This is a genomic window from Cyclobacterium xiamenense (assembly GCF_009467825.1).
GTDB classification, from domain to species: Bacteria; Bacteroidota; Bacteroidia; order Cytophagales; family Cyclobacteriaceae; genus Cyclobacterium; species Cyclobacterium xiamenense.
Map to the genome: position 1 here is coordinate 145702 of NZ_WIOK01000002.1, position 15777 is coordinate 161478.

The following is a 15777-nucleotide window of genomic DNA, read 5'->3' on the forward strand; positions in this document are numbered from 1 at the left end:
TTAACGTTAAAATTCCTCACTGAAACTTCGTTTCATGATCAGCCAAATGATCAATGGCGCACCAAAGGCTGTGGTGATTGCATTTAAAGGCAACGTACTGGCCATGCCGGGCAGCTGGCTAATGGTATCGCAGGCAAGCAAAATCACTACCCCCAAACTTGCTGCGGCCGGAAAGAGCAATGCATGGTTTTGGGTGCGGAAAAGCAGCCTGGCCAGGTGCGGTACCGCTATGCCAATAAAGGCGATGGGTCCGCAAAAAGCCGTAATGCTGCCGGTAAGTATGCCCGTACTGACGATCATTACCCAGCGTAACCGCTGAAAGTTTATTCCCATGCTCACTGCATAGGCCTCGCCCAGGAGCATGGCATTGTAGGCTTTGACAGAAAAAATTGCTGGTACCAGGCCCAGGAACACCGCTCCCGAAAGAAGTACCAGTTCCTTCCAGCCGGTGTTTCCCAAATTGCCCATGGACCAAATGGTAAATAGCTTCAATTCCTCCGCTGCACTGAAATAGGCCAACAGGGTGATTAGTGAGGAGGCGGCACTACCAAACATGAGTCCGACAATCAACAAGGTCATGCTATCTTTTACCTTCCAGGCGGCCAGGCCCATGAGTACCAGTACGCTGATCGCCCCGGCACTCGCCGCCAAAACCACCGACCAATACCCTCCGGCACTGCCCAGCAGGTGCCAGCCGAAAGCGGTTCCCGCCATGGTCAGCAGTGCCACGCCCAGCCCCGCACCAGCGCTAATGCCCAGTACATAGGGACCGGCCAGTGGATTTCGAAAAAACGTCTGCATTTGCAAGCCGCTGAGGCTAAGTCCGATCCCGGCAAGCATTGCGGTAAGTGATTTGGGCAGCCGGTAGTCCACGACAATGATTTCCCAACTGCTTTTTGGGAAAGGGATACCTCCAAGTCGCCGGAGCAGGTCGTTCAAAGGAATGTGTACGCTGCCCAGGCTCAGGTTGATCAGCCATAACCCGGCACACAGAAGTAGCACGATCACCAGACGGGGGGATAGAAAGCTATTCATGGAGGCGTTGGAAATAGTGAAAATCGCGGTCCCTTGCTTTTTCCGGATGCAGGATCTTGATCAGGTCCCAAAGTACCCAATCCGGCCGCAGGTAACCTTCCTCGAAATACATTAGTCCGCCCGTTTCGCCCCTGTTCCGGGTATAGGTGTAGACCTGTCCGTTGGAAAAAGCCCTGAAATCCTGGTATTTTGGATTGGTATTTCCCATCTGCGACACGGAGGCGTAATCTGCGGCGCCAATCCAAAAGCTCGCTTCACCCGCATGATCGAGCACAAATTCATAGTTGAGAGCAAGGCTACCGCTGCCTTCGAGTTGCTCGAATACATACGCTCCTCCGGCATCCCGTATCAGTTGGGCTACCCAACTGTCCTTCCCGGGAGCATACCAGATGTCTTTGTACAAGGTTCCGGAAAGCACGGAGGGCCGATCTTCTTCTAGGGTGGTACCTGGCTGCATCCGGGCAGTCTGGTAATTGGCCTCTATGGCGGAAAAGATGCTGTCGGCGGCCTCCAATTCACCCAAAAGGGCTCCTGTAGCCTTGATCCATTCCGCCCTTCCCAGTGGATGTGGTTCCAGGAATTCTCCGTTTACGACCACGGGAATTCTCGCTGCATCCAGCCTTTCGGTGAGTTTTTGCACTTCCCCAAATCCGGATACCATCACCCAGTCGGGATCGGCTGCGATGATCGTTTCCAGGTCCGGGGATGGGCCTTTTCCCAGTTCGACGACCTTCCCCGCAGCTATCTGTTTGCGAACGGCCGGGGAAGAAATCAGGTCCAAATTTGGAAACGCCAACAAACGGTCTGTTGCACCCAGATAGGTCAGGTGCGGAATTTGGGTGGTTGCTGTCAGTACAATTTTTCTGCTACTGGCGAAAATCGTTTGGGTACCCTCCGCAAGGTGCAGGGAGTCCGGGCTGGCAGCGGCTCGGATTTCGTACCGTTTTTCCAGTCCTGGCTCAAAATGGGTTACCAAGCGGTAGCCTCCTGGGGTTTTGTACAGAGAAAAACCCTTCGCATAAGTCAGGGGGATTTCTTGGATGCCCAGCGCAGTGGCGTCTTCTCGTTGCTTTTCTTTTTCACCACAGGAAAAACCAACCAACAGCAGCAGGTTTATGGCAAGGTAGAAGCGAATTCCCGGGTACGATAGCTGCATTTCTGATTTACATTTGATGCCAAAGTAAACCAATGTACCCCCCAATTCCAACAGCTATTTTCTGGTAAAAATTTTTTGAATGCGGATTTTCCTGTATGTTTGTCTCGATTAATGGTTCCCGAACCTGTACCAGGCTCTCGGGATTAATAGGGAATCCGGTGGAAATCCGGAGCTGTCCCCGCAACTGTAACCCATGCCTGCAGCCAGATTTCGGCGGCAGGGGTTGTCCATCCTCAGCCATTGTCCTAATCCAAGGACGAGAAGGCGGAACAACCAAGGGAAGTCAGGAGACCTGCCATTTTTCGCTGTATTCAACGCTTTCGGGAGAAAGGCGGAGAAGAAGGTTTGTAACAGTGTTCATTTCTACCAGTCGTAGCCAGGCGAAGCCATTTGACGGTGGTCGCGCTCTATTGGTCTGTCCAACGGATAAACCCGCATTCTCTTGCCGTTTCTGTCCGGATTCGAAAGAAACCGATGGTATCATGGCAGTAGTAAATCAACGTATTCCCTTTCTCGCCATTGTATGGCTTTTGCTGCCGGTCTGGGGATATTGTCAAGAGCTGGCCCGGGATACGGTGGAGTTGGATCCCGTGGAGGTGGCTGCGGTACCGATGCGCACCTATGCATACGGGCAGCGGATTCGTAGCCTTGACCTTTCTGCTGCAGAGGGGCCTTCCGGGGGCTCGGTTGCCGACCTGCTTCAGGATCGAACCGGGCTGTTTATCCGCGCTTACGGGCCGGGAATGGCTGCTTCCCTAAGCATAAGAGGTACATCCGCGGGCCATAACGCCTTGTTTTGGAACGGGCTGCCGGTCAATAGTCCCTCTCTGGGCCAGGCAGATTATTCGATTTTTCCCATGGCCGGTATGGACCAGGTAGACATCCACTACGGAAGTGCAGGTGCACTGTACGGGACGGATGCCATCGGAGGAGCCGTGCATCTCTCCACTTCCCTCTCCAGAGACCAACGGCGCAAGAGCCACGTTAAAACTCAGCTGGGAAGTTTTGGCAATTGGGGCCAGGAAATCAGCCACCAACAGCGCCTTCAATCCATTTCCTTTCGTACCAGCCTGTATCGAAACGTGCTGGCAAACCGGTATCCGTATACGGATTGGGCGAGCCCGGACACGCCTATTCGGTACCAGGACCATGCGGCGGTCCACCAACAGGGTTGGGTACAGGACATTCGTGCCGATCTGGGAAAAGCTCAGGTGCTACAAGCTTCCGTCTGGCTCGGGGAAATACAGCGGGAGGTTCAACCCGTTATGGGCTCATCCAGCCGAGATGTCCAAAACGATACAAATCTCCGGGCGGTGTTGGATTACATCAAAAACGGTCCAAAAACCACTTGGAATATCAAGGCGGGAATAGTGCGCGACCACATGGAGTTCAATTCAGACGTAAACCTAACCCTGCAAGCCTTGCTGGCAGCTGCGGTGGACTGGGAACCTTCAGCGCGTTGGCAAAGCCGCTCCGGCGTTCGGTATACCCGAATTCAGGGGGATTTATCGACCTATTCCCATTCCGAACAACGCATTGAACTGTATCAGGCGACCAATTACAAGCCCCTGGACAACCTGGCATTTTCCCTGCAGTTGAGGCAGTTGCTGCACGAAGGACAGCCCGTTCCCTTTACTCCGGGAGTGGGTGTTTCCTGGACATTTGGTAAAAGTCCAGTGCAGCAGTGGGAGCTGTTGGGAGCTGCATCCAAAGGCTTTAAGGTGCCCACCTTGAATGACCGCTACTGGGTGCCTGGGGGAAATCCGGACCTTGCTTCCGAGCAGAGCTGGAGCAAGGAACTGGGTTTCAACCAACAGTTTACCAATAAGATCCTACAGTTTAGCAATCGGCTTTCCCTGTTTCACATGAGCGTGGACAACTGGATTATCTGGCTTCCGGAGGAATCCTACTGGACACCAAAAAACGTCCGCAAGGTGGTGAGTAAGGGGCTGGAGTACTTCATGGAATGGGAGTTGAAGCAGGGGGGCTGGGATCTGGGTTGGGAGGCGGACTATGCCTGGACCCATACCAGTAGCCGCAGCGTGGCAGCAGGAAACGAGATGGATCTCGGTAAACAACTGCCCTACGTACCCATCCACAAATTGCAGGTACGCGGGAAGGTAAAAAATGACCGGTTTTCCGGCTTTGTGTCGGGGCAATACACCGGTGAACGCTTTGTCACCTCCGATAACCAGACCGCACTTCCGGCCTATTCGCTTTGGGGAGCGGGTGTTTCCCGTACCTTTTCCTGGAAGAAATGGGTAAGCGGAAGCGTTGCGCTAGAAGTTCATAATGTGTGGAATACCGAGTACCAGCTGCTTCGGCTACGGCCCATGCCTGGAAGAAATTTTCAACTTACAATACATCTAGAACTATGAAAAAAGTGAAGTTAGCTTTTCAAAAACTGATTTTTACGCTGTTGGTATCCTGTGCAACGGAGCCGGTAGAAATGCCCCGAGGTGCCTATGAAGAAGGGGTGCTGGTGATCAATGAAGGGGCATTTGGCGCCAATGATGGGGAAATTTTCCATTACGAAACCGAAAGTGGGGAAATGGAATCGTCTATTTTTGAAAAGGCGAATGCGCGCCCCTTTGCCGGGTTGATCCAAAACATGCGGTCCTTTGGAGCCAATAGGTATCTCGTCGCCAATACCGGCAAGGTGGAAATCGTTCGGTCCGATGACTTTGTAAGCGTAGGCGCGGTAAACGAAGGCCTGATCAATTCCCGGTCCCTGCTTGCTACTGACGGGAAATTATTCATCAGCGATTGGGGTGCCTACGACGAAAACTGGAACAATCCGGAATCGTTTATTGCCGTGGTTAATGGCTTGGAGGGCGGTTCGGTCAGCAAGAAAATCGCTATTTCCTCCAGGCCAGAAGGAATGACTTTCCTGGGAGACCGGATTTTGGTAGCCTGCCAGCAGGAACAGCTGATTTCGGTCATAAACCCCGAAAATGAAACCGTAGAAAAGACCGTATCGGTAAGCGGCACGCCTTTTTATTTCTTTAACTACGCAAATCGTACCTACCTGTATGCCAACGATGCCGAAAATGTCTACGCGCACCGACTGGATCCGGTGACGTTTGAGGTGGAGGAAACGCAAACGTTTGGGGTTGTCAACAGCATTTACAATGGCAATTTTGCCTTTACCGGTAGTGGCGAACTAGTTGTCATTAGCAACCAGGCCGATGAAGATGTGGTAGTGAAGCTTTCTCTAGGTACCGGAACGGTTTCGGAGGCCCGTTTTTATTCGGGAAAAAATTTTTACGGGTTGGGATACGATGAGGCAACGCAAACGCTGTTTATTGGAGAGCATGCCGGCTGGCAGGGAAACGGCTCAGTACTACGTATCAATTCGGCCGGAGCGTTGATAGACCAATTGCCCGCCGGAAGAGGCCCTAGTGGCTTTTATTTTCCCTGATTTTGAGGGATGATAGGTTAAGTGGTGATGTGATGATTTGATGATGTGGAGTGGCTTAGCCTGCCGTAGCCCGACGGGCTCAAAAACCAATGCCCGGTATTGGCGCCACTGCGAGACTTAACATTTAAAAAACGCAGAAACCAGGATGACGGTATTGATTTTTACCTATCTAAAAATCAGCCTATTAAAAAAATAAAGCGTGATATCAAATCACCTCCCCCCTTTCTCCCACTCCTGTTTTCAGGAGTGGGAGAAAGGGGGTGGTAAAAATACGTCATCGGTAGGATGTATTTTGGGATAAAGGATGAACGCCTCGCTCGTTGCACCCGCGGAAGTCTGTCGGTGAACGTTGGCGGTACGCGTTTTCTATTCGACAGGCTTCGGCACCAGTAACGGTTAGTGATGATCCAACCGATTGACGGTTTGTTAAAAAATGTTAATTTCTCGATTTGGGTCTTGCGTAAAATCTGCTTCTCGCATAAAATTGTCTCCGCAATTCTTGAAGTTATCTCAAGGTAAATAGGCTTGGATTTTACGTCAATGGTTTAATTCATAATTTCACTTATTTATATGAACTCCGCAGGTAATTTTAACAGAAAGAGCTCCTCTCGGGGCGTGTATTGTTTGTTTGCTTTTCTAGTTGTTTTTGTATTTCTACTTCCCTTAAAGGTCCCGGCTCAAGATTCACGGGACGGGTCGTCGTTTACCGCAAGTCTTCTTAACATAGAAGCCCCGGTCAATGAAACCTTTCGTTATCAGGCCACGCTCACGAACAATTCCGATCAAGCGCGGATATACCAATTAAGCGCAGAGATGCCCGAAGGCTGGCGGGTTGCTTTTAAGGCGAGGGGCAGTCAAATCACTTCGCTAAATGTGGAGCCGGGAAGAACGGAAAGCCTCACCATCGAAATACGACCGGCCTATGGGGCAGCTCCTTCGACCTACCCCGTACCCGTGCAGGCCCGCGCAGCTAATGAGACCCTTTCACTAGACCTGGAAGCGGTAGTAGAAGGATCCCATGAAATGGAGCTCACCACTCCTACGGGGCGCTTGAGTGGTGAAATTACAGAGGGAGAAAAAGCCGAAATACTTCTCCAGGTAAAAAATACTGGCTCGCTGGCCTTGAATGACATTACTTTCTCCTCGCAGACCCCTCCAAATTGGCAGGCCACCTTTTCTCCCGCTGAGATCCAGCAGTTGGATCCCGGCGAGACCATGGACGTGATCGCAATGCTGTCCGTTCCCGATAAAACCCTGGCAGGGGATTACGTCAGTAAATTTACTGCCAAAAACGCTCCAAGTACGAGTACCGCGACCTTTCGAATGACGGTCAAAACCTCCATGTTGTCTGGCTGGGTAGGTATACTCGTGATTTTGCTGGCGATCGGTTTTGTATTTTACCTCATCCGAAAATTTGGTAGGAGATAAGCAACGTTATGGCTAACCCAATCATAGAGTTGAATCGCCTGACAAAAAAGTATGGCGAATTCAAAGCAGTGAATGAATTGGATCTTACGGTATACAAAGGGGAAATATTTGGATTATTGGGCCCCAATGGAGCCGGAAAGACGACGACCATCCTTATGATGATGGGGCTAACGGAGCCCAGTTCCGGCACGGCCCGTGTTTGCGGATTTAATGCTACCAAGGACGCCCTATCGGTCAAGCGGCTTGTAGGGTACATGCCGGATAGTGTCGGCTTTTACGATACGATGACGGCCCTCGAAAACCTGATGTACATAGGGGAACTGAATGGAATTCCACGATCCGAAGTGGAAGAACGGGCCCTTGCCACCCTGGAATTGGTAGGGCTGTCCGGTGAGGCCATCCATAAGAAGACTGCCGCCTATTCCCGAGGAATGAAACAGCGCCTGGGATTGGCAGAAGTGCTTATCAAAGATCCAGAAGTCATTATTTTGGATGAACCCACGCTGGGAATCGATCCAAGCGGTGTAAAGGAATTCCTCGGGCTCATTTTGCGATTGAGTCGCGAGAAGGGGCTGACTGTTTTGCTTTCGTCCCACCACCTCCATCAGGTGCAGCAAGTTTGTGACCGGGTAGGCATTTTTGTTAAGGGAGAATTGCTGGCTGAAGGTACCATCGATACGCTTTCCAACCGGATTTTTGCTGAAAAATCCTACGAGGTCCATGTCAGCCTGGAAAACGCCATCGTTCTTCCCTGGAAAGATGAGACAGAAATGCGCCAACTGGAGGCTGTGCAACAGGTTCGCGTACAAGGGCAGGTGATCGAGGTGACGAGTAGCAAAGACCTGACCCCCGCTATCGTTCGGTTCTTTGTACACAAAGGCTATGACGTTTCCGGTGTCCAGAAAAAGGAGTATGGATTGGAGGAAATTTACGAAAAGTATTTTGAGAAAAACCTAACTGAATAAAAGATCAATGAAAGCAATCAGGGATCTCGTTGACAGTCATTCTTCTACAACGACAGAAACCCGCCCCCATCCCTTCTGGGTGATGGTACGAAAAGAAATTTCGGGTCATATTCGCAGCTGGCGGTTTTTGGTACTGCTGCTGCTCATTCTCCTGACCTTTTGGGGCAGCATCTCGGTGGCCATGAGTACTATACGCGAGGTGGTGAACAATGCAAAGGATCCGGATCGGTTGTTCCTGTACCTGAAGTTGCTTACCACCACCGAAGGCACACTGCCACCATTCCATGTATTTCTGAATTTTCTGGGCCCCATCGTGGGTATCAGCCTTGGGTTTGATGCAATCAATTCCGAGCAGCAAAATGGAACATTGACCCGCATCATGGCGCAGCCCGTGTACCGGGATAATTTGCTCTTGTCGAAATTTGTCAGTGCGCTGACACTTGTTGGGAGCTTATTACTGACGCTCTCCCTATTGATGGTCGGCGGGGGCATCCTGATCACCGGAGTGCTCATCGAGGCAGAGGAAGTATTTCGAATCGTTGGTTTTACGATCCTTTGCACGGTTTATGTGGGATTTTGGCTGGGGCTTTCCATCTTATTGTCGATCCTTTTCAAACAGGCTTCCACCTCCGCACTGACGGCAATTGGCATTTGGCTGTTTTTTACCGTATTCTACCAAATCATCATTGACCTGATTGTACCGGCCGCCAATGAGTTTTCCGAAACGGATGTGATTCGGTATAACCGACAGGTTTTAAACCTGTTGCGCCTCTCGCCCAGTCAGCTTTTTACCGATGCGACGACCACCTTATTGATGCCATCTGTAAGGAGTCTGGGGCCGATCACAATGGAACAGATGGCCGGCGCGATCCCCTCGCCACTTCCGTTGCGGGACAGTTTGATGATCGTATGGCCGCAGCTCAGTGGCCTGATCGCTGCCACGACGATGTGTTTTGCAGCTTCGTATTACCTGTTTATGCGCCGGGAAATACGGGGGTAGTTCTGAATGTAGGGATCTACAGGTCCCTACTTATAACGAGTTTTTTTTGGGATTTGTCTGCGGGATAAAAAAAATGCACCACAGATTAGCACAGATGCATCACAGAAAGCAGGACAAATTATGCAGTTAAGTAGCTGACTCAGTTATTTTAAATTCGAAAAAAATCTGTAAAACTTGTGCGAATCTGTGGTGAAAAAGGGACCACCACAGATAGCACAGATTAGCGCAGATATATCGCGGAAAACAGGTCGAATTATCGGATTAACTAGCGAATCCAGTTATTTTAAATCCGAAAAATAATCGGTGTGAAGTTGTGGCGAAAAAAGTTGTCTTTGTGTCACCTTTGGACCTCTGTGACGCCATTTTTCGAAAAAACGGGCTTTTTAATACTTTTCAAAACCAATATCCCAAGCGATACACCACATTATTGAATGTGATTTTATCTTTTGCAAAATAGCTCCAGTCTTCCGGGCGACTGGGATCGGGCATTGGGACCATGGGATTGGCAGTGGTGAGGTGGTAGATTTGCCGTTTATAGGACAGGCTGATGGTCCAAAAATTGGTCCGTTTCGTTTTTAAGCGCAGCCCGATACTGCCCTGCCCCATAAAACCCCCGTCTTGCCAGCGGTGTTCGTTCCATTCGGTGACCACTGTGGGTTCCAGAATCGTGGACCCGTACCCCAAATCCAGGGCTCCGTATACCTGCCAGGTATCTTGGGGATTGGCTACTGTTCGCCAGCTCATGGCCACCGGCACCACGGAAAGGCCGCCGTATTGGTCCAGGCCGGTCAGGAACCCAAACGCGTGCCTCTCCGAAAGCAGAAAGCCATTGAAAGTTTGGAAGGTGAAATTGGTGCGCGTCCCAAACTCATCCCTCCCGCTCAGCATACCCATTTCGGAATGATGGGTAAAAGGTAAGGCCTGTCCCCAGCTGTTAAAAGGACAGGCCAAATAGAGGGTTGCTGCAAAAATGGTATAAATGACCTTCATTTAGCGAAAAGATACATTGATACAGCTTAATTTCTTTAGTTTTTCCGGGTCGGAATAGTCAAACTGACAAACCCCATCCGGGCCAATTACGATTAACGATTTGGGTCCGGGGATGATGTCTATGGCAGCAAAATCGTCCAGATGCTCCAATTGATTGCTGGCGATTTCCAAAACATCTGCCACGTTAAAACTCTTCAATCCGTGTTCACCCTCTGCAAGGTACAAATAATCTCCCAAAAGGCCCAGCCCATGCGGATTATCCATGGGGTAGGATTTAATCAACCGCGGTTTGTACAGGTCGGTGATGTCCAGCACATGCAGTTCATCTACACCCATGCGACACATTGCCCCGCTTCGAAGGGTGACAAAGGCATGGGTATCGTTGACGACCACCGGATCGCAGGAAGTGACGTGCTCGTACACCGCCATTTTCTTCGGGTCGGAGGGAATGCTCGCATCGTAAATGTGCATGCCGGTCATGGAACCGATAAATAAATTTCCTTTAAACGGAAAGATGGTCTCAATGCCCCAACCCAGGTTGATGTTTTTCAGGTACTGCGGGTCGGTAGGGTCTTCCACGTTGAAGACGCGAAGGTCGTAGTCGTCTACCGTGTACAGGTGGCCCGACAATAAGGTGAAGCGAGCCATGGAGCCACCCTGCCCGTAATTTTGTCCACCTCCTCTGCTGGCATCGCTGCTAACCGCAGCCATGGACTCAAAGGCCATAAAGTCGGTCCGAAAAGCTGGCCTGCCCCAACTGGACCACATCATATTGGGATCCGTAGACGTGATCAACGTATCCTTATACGTGACAATGGTACCGGTTTCCTCGTTGGAATACAGGTTTGGGAACACGTCTTCCTCTCTTTTGACCAATTCAATGTCCTGCGGATCGGAGATATCAAACGCCAATAGGTCTACGTAATTATCGGCGTACAGAATGTGATCGTTGATAGCCAAATCTCCCGTTCCCGGAATATTGATAAAATTCAGATTACGCGGGCTGGCAGGGTCGGTGTTGTCCAGGATGTGAATCCCTTTGCCGGGCTCAGATACAAACAGGTAGTCCCCGAAAATGTAGATTTTACCGGGATTATCCAGTGGCTTGGGCGGTTCGATGATGATGTCTGCTTCACGGAAGGCATTTACTTGCAAGAATACCGGCACCTGTGTTTGGTAGGTGTAGCTGGATTCCAATTGGTCTTCGCAGGAAGGGAAGAACACGAGCAGCATTGCCGAAAATACGAGCGGAAGGCTTTGTCTGAGTTTTTTTTGTACGTGTGTTTTCATGGCCATTGGGAACAAATTTGAAAAGGTTTTCGGGGACATCTTGATCAGATGCTTTTCCCTGAGACGCAACTCATTGGAAAAGTGCGACACCAGGAGCTCACTTTTTTTTAGTAATGGTTTACTGGTCCAGGTTTTTTTCCATGACCCGTTCAAATCCTTCCAGAAAATCGATGTATTTTTTCACGATGTTTTCCGTCAGGGAACCCAGGTAGTCCCCGGGATACAGGGGGTTGTATTTGATGCGGCAAATAATCATGTCCAACCACCCCTGTCCGTCGTCGATCAGGTTTGCGTGAAAAGCTTCCACCGTGGCGTCCCGGGACCCGGAAAAGGGTGGTTTCCCCTGTTTTCTAAAATAGGCCGCAATGGTTTCCAGGGCCGCGTCATGGGCTTTTTCAAAAGATTTCACGATTTCGGCGCGCGTCCGGTCGTCCATACCGTGACTTTTGCCTTCCTGTACCACATCCCGCAAATCATTGAGCTGTTCGACAAATTCGGTGTAGCAATTTTCGCAATCCAATTCCTTTCGTTTCATGAGCGTTCCGTTTACAGCGGTAGAAGTCAATGTACCAATTACCGATCGAAATCGGAATAGTTAGGTGATTATTTTTTTACCCGGTCTGGGTTTTCGCTAAGGAAGGATTTCCAGCCCGCGCTTCGTCCCCGGGTCTGAATCCGGCCCTCGTGGAAGTGGTGGCAAAGCGCCACCGCCAATGCATCGGTGGCATCCAGCAATTGGGGCAATTCCTTCAGGTTTAGCAGGGTTTTCAGCATTTCTGCTACCTGCTCCTTGGAGGCATTGCCGTTTCCCGTGACCGATTGTTTCACTTTCTTTGGCGAATATTCGGTAATGGCTATTTCTTTGGCCAGCGCCGCCGCCATGGCCACTCCCTGTGCCCTGCCCAGTTTGAGCATGGATTGTACGTTTTGCCCGTAAAAGGGGGCTTCGAGTGCTACGGCATCCGGCGAAAATTCCTCCAATATGCCGCTTATTTTGTCGAATATTTTTTTCAACTTCAAGGCATGATCGCTGTATTTTTTCAAATGAATGACACCAAATTGGAGGACTGAATAGCTATTGCCTGTTACCAGTAACAACCCGTAGCCCATGACCGTGGTGCCCGGATCAATGCCCAAAATTATTTTTTCCTTCTGCTGATTTTTCGCTTCTTTACCCATCGGTGCAATTTACGACAATTCTTTCAAAGCAGGACATGGGTTTACTTATCGCTGCCGTTTGCATTTTCGTCCTCGCTGCGTACCTGCTGGGCCTGGTTTTTCTTGCCATCACCTGGGATCAATTGCCGGTGCCGGCCTCAGCGGCTGAAAATCCGGTGCCCGACTGCACGGTTCTGGTTCCTTTCCGAAACGAAGCGCCAAATCTGGCTCAATTACTGCCGCAACTCGCCCGGCAGCTTCCCCATGGCTTGCCGGTTATTTTCATCAATGACCAAAGCGAGGATGGGGGAGAAGCCCTGGTAAACGCCTTTATCAGCGAGAGGGATTTGGCACATTGGCGGTGCATGACTAGCGAAGGAATTGGAAAAAAAGCCGCGTTGCGTACGGGAATCGAACACAGTACCACAGCCCTCATCCTGACCACCGATGCCGACGTACAGGTCCCTTCTACCTGGGTCCGGTCCATGCTGGCTTCCTTTGAGCAGCCGGAGGTGCAGTTGGTGGCAGGCCCGGTAATCGCCAGCGCCGGTCCGGGGGTCTTTGGCAGGTTTCAGCCCATCGAATGGGCGAGCATTGGACTGATGACGGCTGTGTCGTTTTTCCGGGGAAACCCGTTGATGTGCAGCGCTGCCAATCTGGCTTTTCGCCGGGCAGCTTTCTACCATGTTTCTGGCTACAAGGGAAACGAACACCTGTTATCGGGGGACGACGAGTTTCTGATGAAAAAAATACTTGCCGCATTCGGCGCTCCTGCCTTGCGGTATAGTGCCGGACCGGAATCGCTGGTAACAACCCGGTACTTACCGGGGGTGGAGGCTTGGATTGCTCAACGTAGTCGATGGGCCAGTAAATGGAATGCTCACCGGAGCTGGGGGCATGCCGCTTCGGCGGGCTTTTTTGCACTTGTCAGTCTGTGCCAGTTGGCCGTCCTGCTGCTTCCATTGCTGCATTGGACCTTTCTTGGCTGGGTCCTGCTTTATTGCGCGCTGAAATTCTTTCTGGAAAAACGAACCTTGGGTCGGTTTCTACGGCATTTCGGAAAGCCGGTGAACAACCTGGACCTGTTTCTAGCCGGTTGGTTATACCCCTTGCTTGTGGTCCGGACCGTTCCGCGGGCGATTTCAGGAAAATATACCTGGAAAGGAAGGAAAAACTAATCAAACCCTTATTTTTGTCATTCCACCTAACCAATGGGTACAAAAAATGACCGACGACGAATTTGACCTGCTCGACGAATTGTATTTCCTACAATCGTACGACTACCTGAAAAATAAATTGGGTTGGGAGGACGAGCGGCTGTTAGTTACCTTGGATTTGCTGCTGCAAAAAGCATGGATTAAATGCTATTCGGGTCCTGAGGAAGAAATATTTACCCCGCCTGCGTTGAAAGAAAACGGCAACGAGCTGTATTACCTGGCCAGCAAACAAGGGCTTTTGAGACACAATACCCGCTGACATGACCACAGAGACGTTAAAGTACCAACGAAAAGAATTGGAATTAAAGGCCTTGTTGGAAATCACCCAGGCCATCAACGAAAATAAGACGGAGAATGTATTGCTCAACATTTTTAAATTCACCTGTCTCGTGCACCTCAACATCAAGTCGTTGTTACTTTATGTGTTCAACGAGCAGGAGCAGTTTTTTGAACGCAGGATCTCCCACCAGGTAAAAGGAAAGTTACCGGAACATATTGCAAAAGCGGATGTGGAGGAAAACAAAGACCTGGGTAAACTCAGCGTGAGCCTTTCTCAGGAATACTCTTTCTCGGAGGTAAATATATACGTACCCGTCTACCACAAAGAAAAAATGCTGGCAATCCTGTTCTTGAATACCAAGGACAAAGAAAAAGGGTTGGACCTGGACTTTACCCAAGCGCTTACCAACATCCTGGTTGTGGCATTGGAAAACAAACGCTTTGCCCGAAAGCAACTCGAGCAGGAACGCTTGCGCAAGGAAATGGAAATCGCCAGCAGTGTGCAGCGCATGCTTTTTCCGGCAAGCTTGCCATCCAATCACCGACTAAAGGCAAAGGTGACCTATTTTCCCCACAGTACGGTGGGAGGCGATTACTACGACCTGGTTCAGCCCACCAAAAATGATGTTTATTTTTGTGTAGCAGATGTTTCCGGCAAGGGAATGCCCGCTTCGCTGCTGATGTCAAACTTTCAGGCTGCCTTGCGAACCTTGTTGCGAAGTGGTTCGGATTTGGTGACCATCGTCGAACAGCTAAATTCCACCATATTTGAAAACACCAACGGAGAACGGTTCATTACCTTCTTCCTGGGACATTACCGGTATTCGGATGGCAGGCTGCGCTACGTCAATGCCGGGCACAATCCCCCCGTCCTTTGCACCGAGCAGGGGCAGCAGATGGAAGTGCTGGAGGCAGGTACCACCATTCTGGGAGCCTTCGAATCCCTACCGTTTTTGGAACAGGGCCAACGTAACGACCTGCACGGCTTTATCATACACCTGTATACGGATGGCTTGACCGAAACACTAAATCCCAGGGAACAAGAGTATGGCGAGGAAAGCTTTTTGCAGTACATCCGCGCCAACCCCTGTGCGACTCCCGAACAATTTCATTTAGGCTTCTTTACAGAACTGGACGCCTTTTCTGAGGGAGTGCCGCGACGGGATGACCTTACGTTGCTTAGCCTTCAATTCAACGGAGATGCGCCCCTTTAAAGTACCAGACATAGCGCAGCAGGTTTTTACCGACTTTACCTGGCACCGGGACCGGGATCAACGGAATGTTTTTTTGACGTTTGACGATGGGCCGGTAGATGGAGTGACCGATTTTGTGCTGGAAGCCCTGGACCAACACCGGATGAAGGCGACCTTTTTCATGGTGGGAGATAACGTAAGCCGGTCCGGTTCCCTGGCCCGGCAGGTATGGCAAGCAGGACACGGCATCGGCAACCATACTTTTCACCACCTTCGAGGTGCAAAAACAAGTGTTGCGGGATACCTGCAGGACGTAGAAAGGTGTGGAGAAGTCATCCGTGCCGAGACCGGTACACGTCCCACCTTGTTTCGGCCGCCTTACGGGAGCATCCGTTGCAAGCAAAAAAGGGCGATTAAAGAAGCGTATGAAATCGTCTTGTGGGATCTGATTTCATGGGATTTTGTACCCGGCATGTCGCCCAAACGCGCGCTGCGTAAATTGCAGGAAACAACCAGAAACGGCTCCATTGTCTTGTTTCACGATCAGCAAAAATCCCGACACTTTCTCAAAAGCATGCTGCACGGATACCTGGACTATTTATCCGCCACTGGCTACACCACCCAACTACTGTAGCCGTGCAGCAG

The 15777-nt window shown here is 50.6% G+C and carries 15 protein-coding genes and 1 riboswitch; of the genes, 9 read left to right on the forward strand and 6 right to left on the reverse strand.

Annotation, left to right across the window (positions count from 1 at the left end; all coding sequences use genetic code 11):
• Positions 1-6: 6 nt before the first annotated feature.
• Both GCU44_RS02035 and GCU44_RS02040 read right to left on the reverse strand, forming a co-directional pair.
• A complete protein-coding gene (locus tag GCU44_RS02035) occupies positions 7-1035 on the reverse strand; it encodes an iron ABC transporter permease (protein ID WP_154853151.1) in 1029 nt (342 codons plus the stop codon).
• Positions 1028-2191: an ABC transporter substrate-binding protein gene (locus GCU44_RS02040; RefSeq protein WP_154853154.1), complete on the reverse strand. Its 1164-nt coding sequence runs from the start codon at positions 2189-2191 to the stop codon at positions 1028-1030. The genes GCU44_RS02035 and GCU44_RS02040 overlap by 8 nt, the downstream gene beginning before the upstream one ends.
• A gap of 95 nt (positions 2192-2286) precedes the next feature.
• Positions 2287-2505, forward strand: a riboswitch (cobalamin riboswitch).
• A 168-nt stretch (positions 2506-2673) separates the two neighbouring features.
• Here GCU44_RS02040 and GCU44_RS02045 point away from each other — a divergent pair.
• From GCU44_RS02045 to GCU44_RS02065, 5 genes are all read left to right on the forward strand, one after another.
• Entirely contained in the window at positions 2674-4569 is a 1896-nt protein-coding gene (locus GCU44_RS02045; protein WP_154853157.1) for a TonB-dependent receptor, read from the forward strand.
• A complete protein-coding gene (locus GCU44_RS02050) occupies positions 4566-5612 on the forward strand; it encodes a YncE family protein (RefSeq protein ID WP_154853160.1) in 1047 nt (348 codons plus the stop codon). Before GCU44_RS02045 ends, GCU44_RS02050 begins: the two co-directional genes overlap by 4 nt.
• 570 nt (positions 5613-6182) lie before the next feature.
• Entirely contained in the window at positions 6183-7040 is an 858-nt protein-coding gene (locus tag GCU44_RS02055) for a COG1470 family protein (RefSeq protein WP_154853163.1), read from the forward strand.
• A gap of 8 nt (positions 7041-7048) precedes the next feature.
• Positions 7049-8005, forward strand: a complete 957-nt coding sequence (locus GCU44_RS02060) for an ABC transporter ATP-binding protein (RefSeq protein ID WP_154853165.1) — start codon at positions 7049-7051, stop codon at positions 8003-8005.
• A 7-nt stretch (positions 8006-8012) separates the two neighbouring features.
• Positions 8013-9005, forward strand: a complete 993-nt coding sequence (locus GCU44_RS02065; RefSeq protein ID WP_154853168.1) for an ABC transporter permease — start codon at positions 8013-8015, stop codon at positions 9003-9005.
• A gap of 393 nt (positions 9006-9398) precedes the next feature.
• Here GCU44_RS02065 and GCU44_RS02070 read toward each other — a convergent pair whose 3' ends face one another.
• The 4 genes from GCU44_RS02070 to ruvC form a co-directional block, all read right to left on the reverse strand.
• Complete coding sequence (locus tag GCU44_RS02070) at positions 9399-9995, reverse strand: hypothetical protein (RefSeq protein ID WP_154853171.1); 597 nt, start codon at positions 9993-9995, stop codon at positions 9399-9401.
• Positions 9996-11285: an LVIVD repeat-containing protein gene (locus GCU44_RS02075; protein WP_092176077.1), complete on the reverse strand. Its 1290-nt coding sequence runs from the start codon at positions 11283-11285 to the stop codon at positions 9996-9998. It abuts the gene before it with no gap.
• 118 nt (positions 11286-11403) lie between these two features.
• Positions 11404-11820 carry a nucleotidyltransferase substrate binding protein gene (locus GCU44_RS02080; RefSeq protein ID WP_154853174.1) on the reverse strand — a complete coding sequence of 139 codons (417 nt, stop codon included), beginning with the start codon at positions 11818-11820 and terminating at the stop codon, positions 11404-11406.
• 68 nt (positions 11821-11888) lie between these two features.
• On the reverse strand, positions 11889-12464 hold the full coding sequence (gene ruvC / locus GCU44_RS02085; RefSeq protein ID WP_092175474.1) for a crossover junction endodeoxyribonuclease RuvC: 576 nt from the start codon (positions 12462-12464) through the stop codon (positions 11889-11891).
• A 35-nt stretch (positions 12465-12499) separates the two neighbouring features.
• Between ruvC and GCU44_RS02090 the strand changes: the two genes are divergently transcribed.
• From GCU44_RS02090 to GCU44_RS02105, 4 genes are read left to right on the forward strand one after another with little or no spacing between them, the layout of a single operon-like run.
• Complete coding sequence (locus GCU44_RS02090) at positions 12500-13621, forward strand: glycosyltransferase (protein ID WP_154853177.1); 1122 nt, start codon at positions 12500-12502, stop codon at positions 13619-13621.
• A 46-nt stretch (positions 13622-13667) separates the two neighbouring features.
• Positions 13668-13919, forward strand: coding sequence for a hypothetical protein (locus tag GCU44_RS02095; RefSeq protein ID WP_092175479.1), 252 nt, complete (start codon positions 13668-13670; stop codon positions 13917-13919).
• A 1-nt stretch (position 13920) separates the two neighbouring features.
• Entirely contained in the window at positions 13921-15153 is a 1233-nt protein-coding gene (locus GCU44_RS02100) for a PP2C family protein-serine/threonine phosphatase (RefSeq protein WP_154853180.1), read from the forward strand.
• Positions 15140-15766 (forward strand): polysaccharide deacetylase family protein, encoded by a 627-nt coding sequence (locus tag GCU44_RS02105; RefSeq protein WP_092175485.1) that lies wholly within the window; start codon positions 15140-15142, stop codon positions 15764-15766. Before GCU44_RS02100 ends, GCU44_RS02105 begins: the two co-directional genes overlap by 14 nt.
• The last annotated feature ends 11 nt before the right edge of the window (positions 15767-15777 follow it).

Coding starts and splice junctions, on each gene's coding strand:
- ruvC (WP_092175474.1), bottom strand. CDS start 12,464: ATGGGTAAAGAAGCGAAAAATCAGCAGAAGGAAAAAATAATTTTGGGC.
- GCU44_RS02080 (WP_154853174.1), bottom strand. CDS start 11,820: ATGAAACGAAAGGAATTGGATTGCGAAAATTGCTACACCGAATTTGTC.
- GCU44_RS02105 (WP_092175485.1), top strand. CDS start 15,140: ATGCGCCCCTTTAAAGTACCAGACATAGCGCAGCAGGTTTTTACCGAC.
- GCU44_RS02065 (WP_154853168.1), top strand. CDS start 8,013: ATGAAAGCAATCAGGGATCTCGTTGACAGTCATTCTTCTACAACGACA.
- GCU44_RS02060 (WP_154853165.1), top strand. CDS start 7,049: ATGGCTAACCCAATCATAGAGTTGAATCGCCTGACAAAAAAGTATGGC.
- GCU44_RS02100 (WP_154853180.1), top strand. CDS start 13,921: ATGACCACAGAGACGTTAAAGTACCAACGAAAAGAATTGGAATTAAAG.
- GCU44_RS02035 (WP_154853151.1), bottom strand. CDS start 1,035: ATGAATAGCTTTCTATCCCCCCGTCTGGTGATCGTGCTACTTCTGTGT.
- GCU44_RS02090 (WP_154853177.1), top strand. CDS start 12,500: ATGGGTTTACTTATCGCTGCCGTTTGCATTTTCGTCCTCGCTGCGTAC.
- GCU44_RS02070 (WP_154853171.1), bottom strand. CDS start 9,995: ATGAAGGTCATTTATACCATTTTTGCAGCAACCCTCTATTTGGCCTGT.
- GCU44_RS02055 (WP_154853163.1), top strand. CDS start 6,183: ATGAACTCCGCAGGTAATTTTAACAGAAAGAGCTCCTCTCGGGGCGTG.
- GCU44_RS02050 (WP_154853160.1), top strand. CDS start 4,566: ATGAAAAAAGTGAAGTTAGCTTTTCAAAAACTGATTTTTACGCTGTTG.
- GCU44_RS02095 (WP_092175479.1), top strand. CDS start 13,668: ATGACCGACGACGAATTTGACCTGCTCGACGAATTGTATTTCCTACAA.
- GCU44_RS02040 (WP_154853154.1), bottom strand. CDS start 2,191: ATGCAGCTATCGTACCCGGGAATTCGCTTCTACCTTGCCATAAACCTG.
- GCU44_RS02045 (WP_154853157.1), top strand. CDS start 2,674: ATGGCAGTAGTAAATCAACGTATTCCCTTTCTCGCCATTGTATGGCTT.
- GCU44_RS02075 (WP_092176077.1), bottom strand. CDS start 11,285: ATGAAAACACACGTACAAAAAAAACTCAGACAAAGCCTTCCGCTCGTA.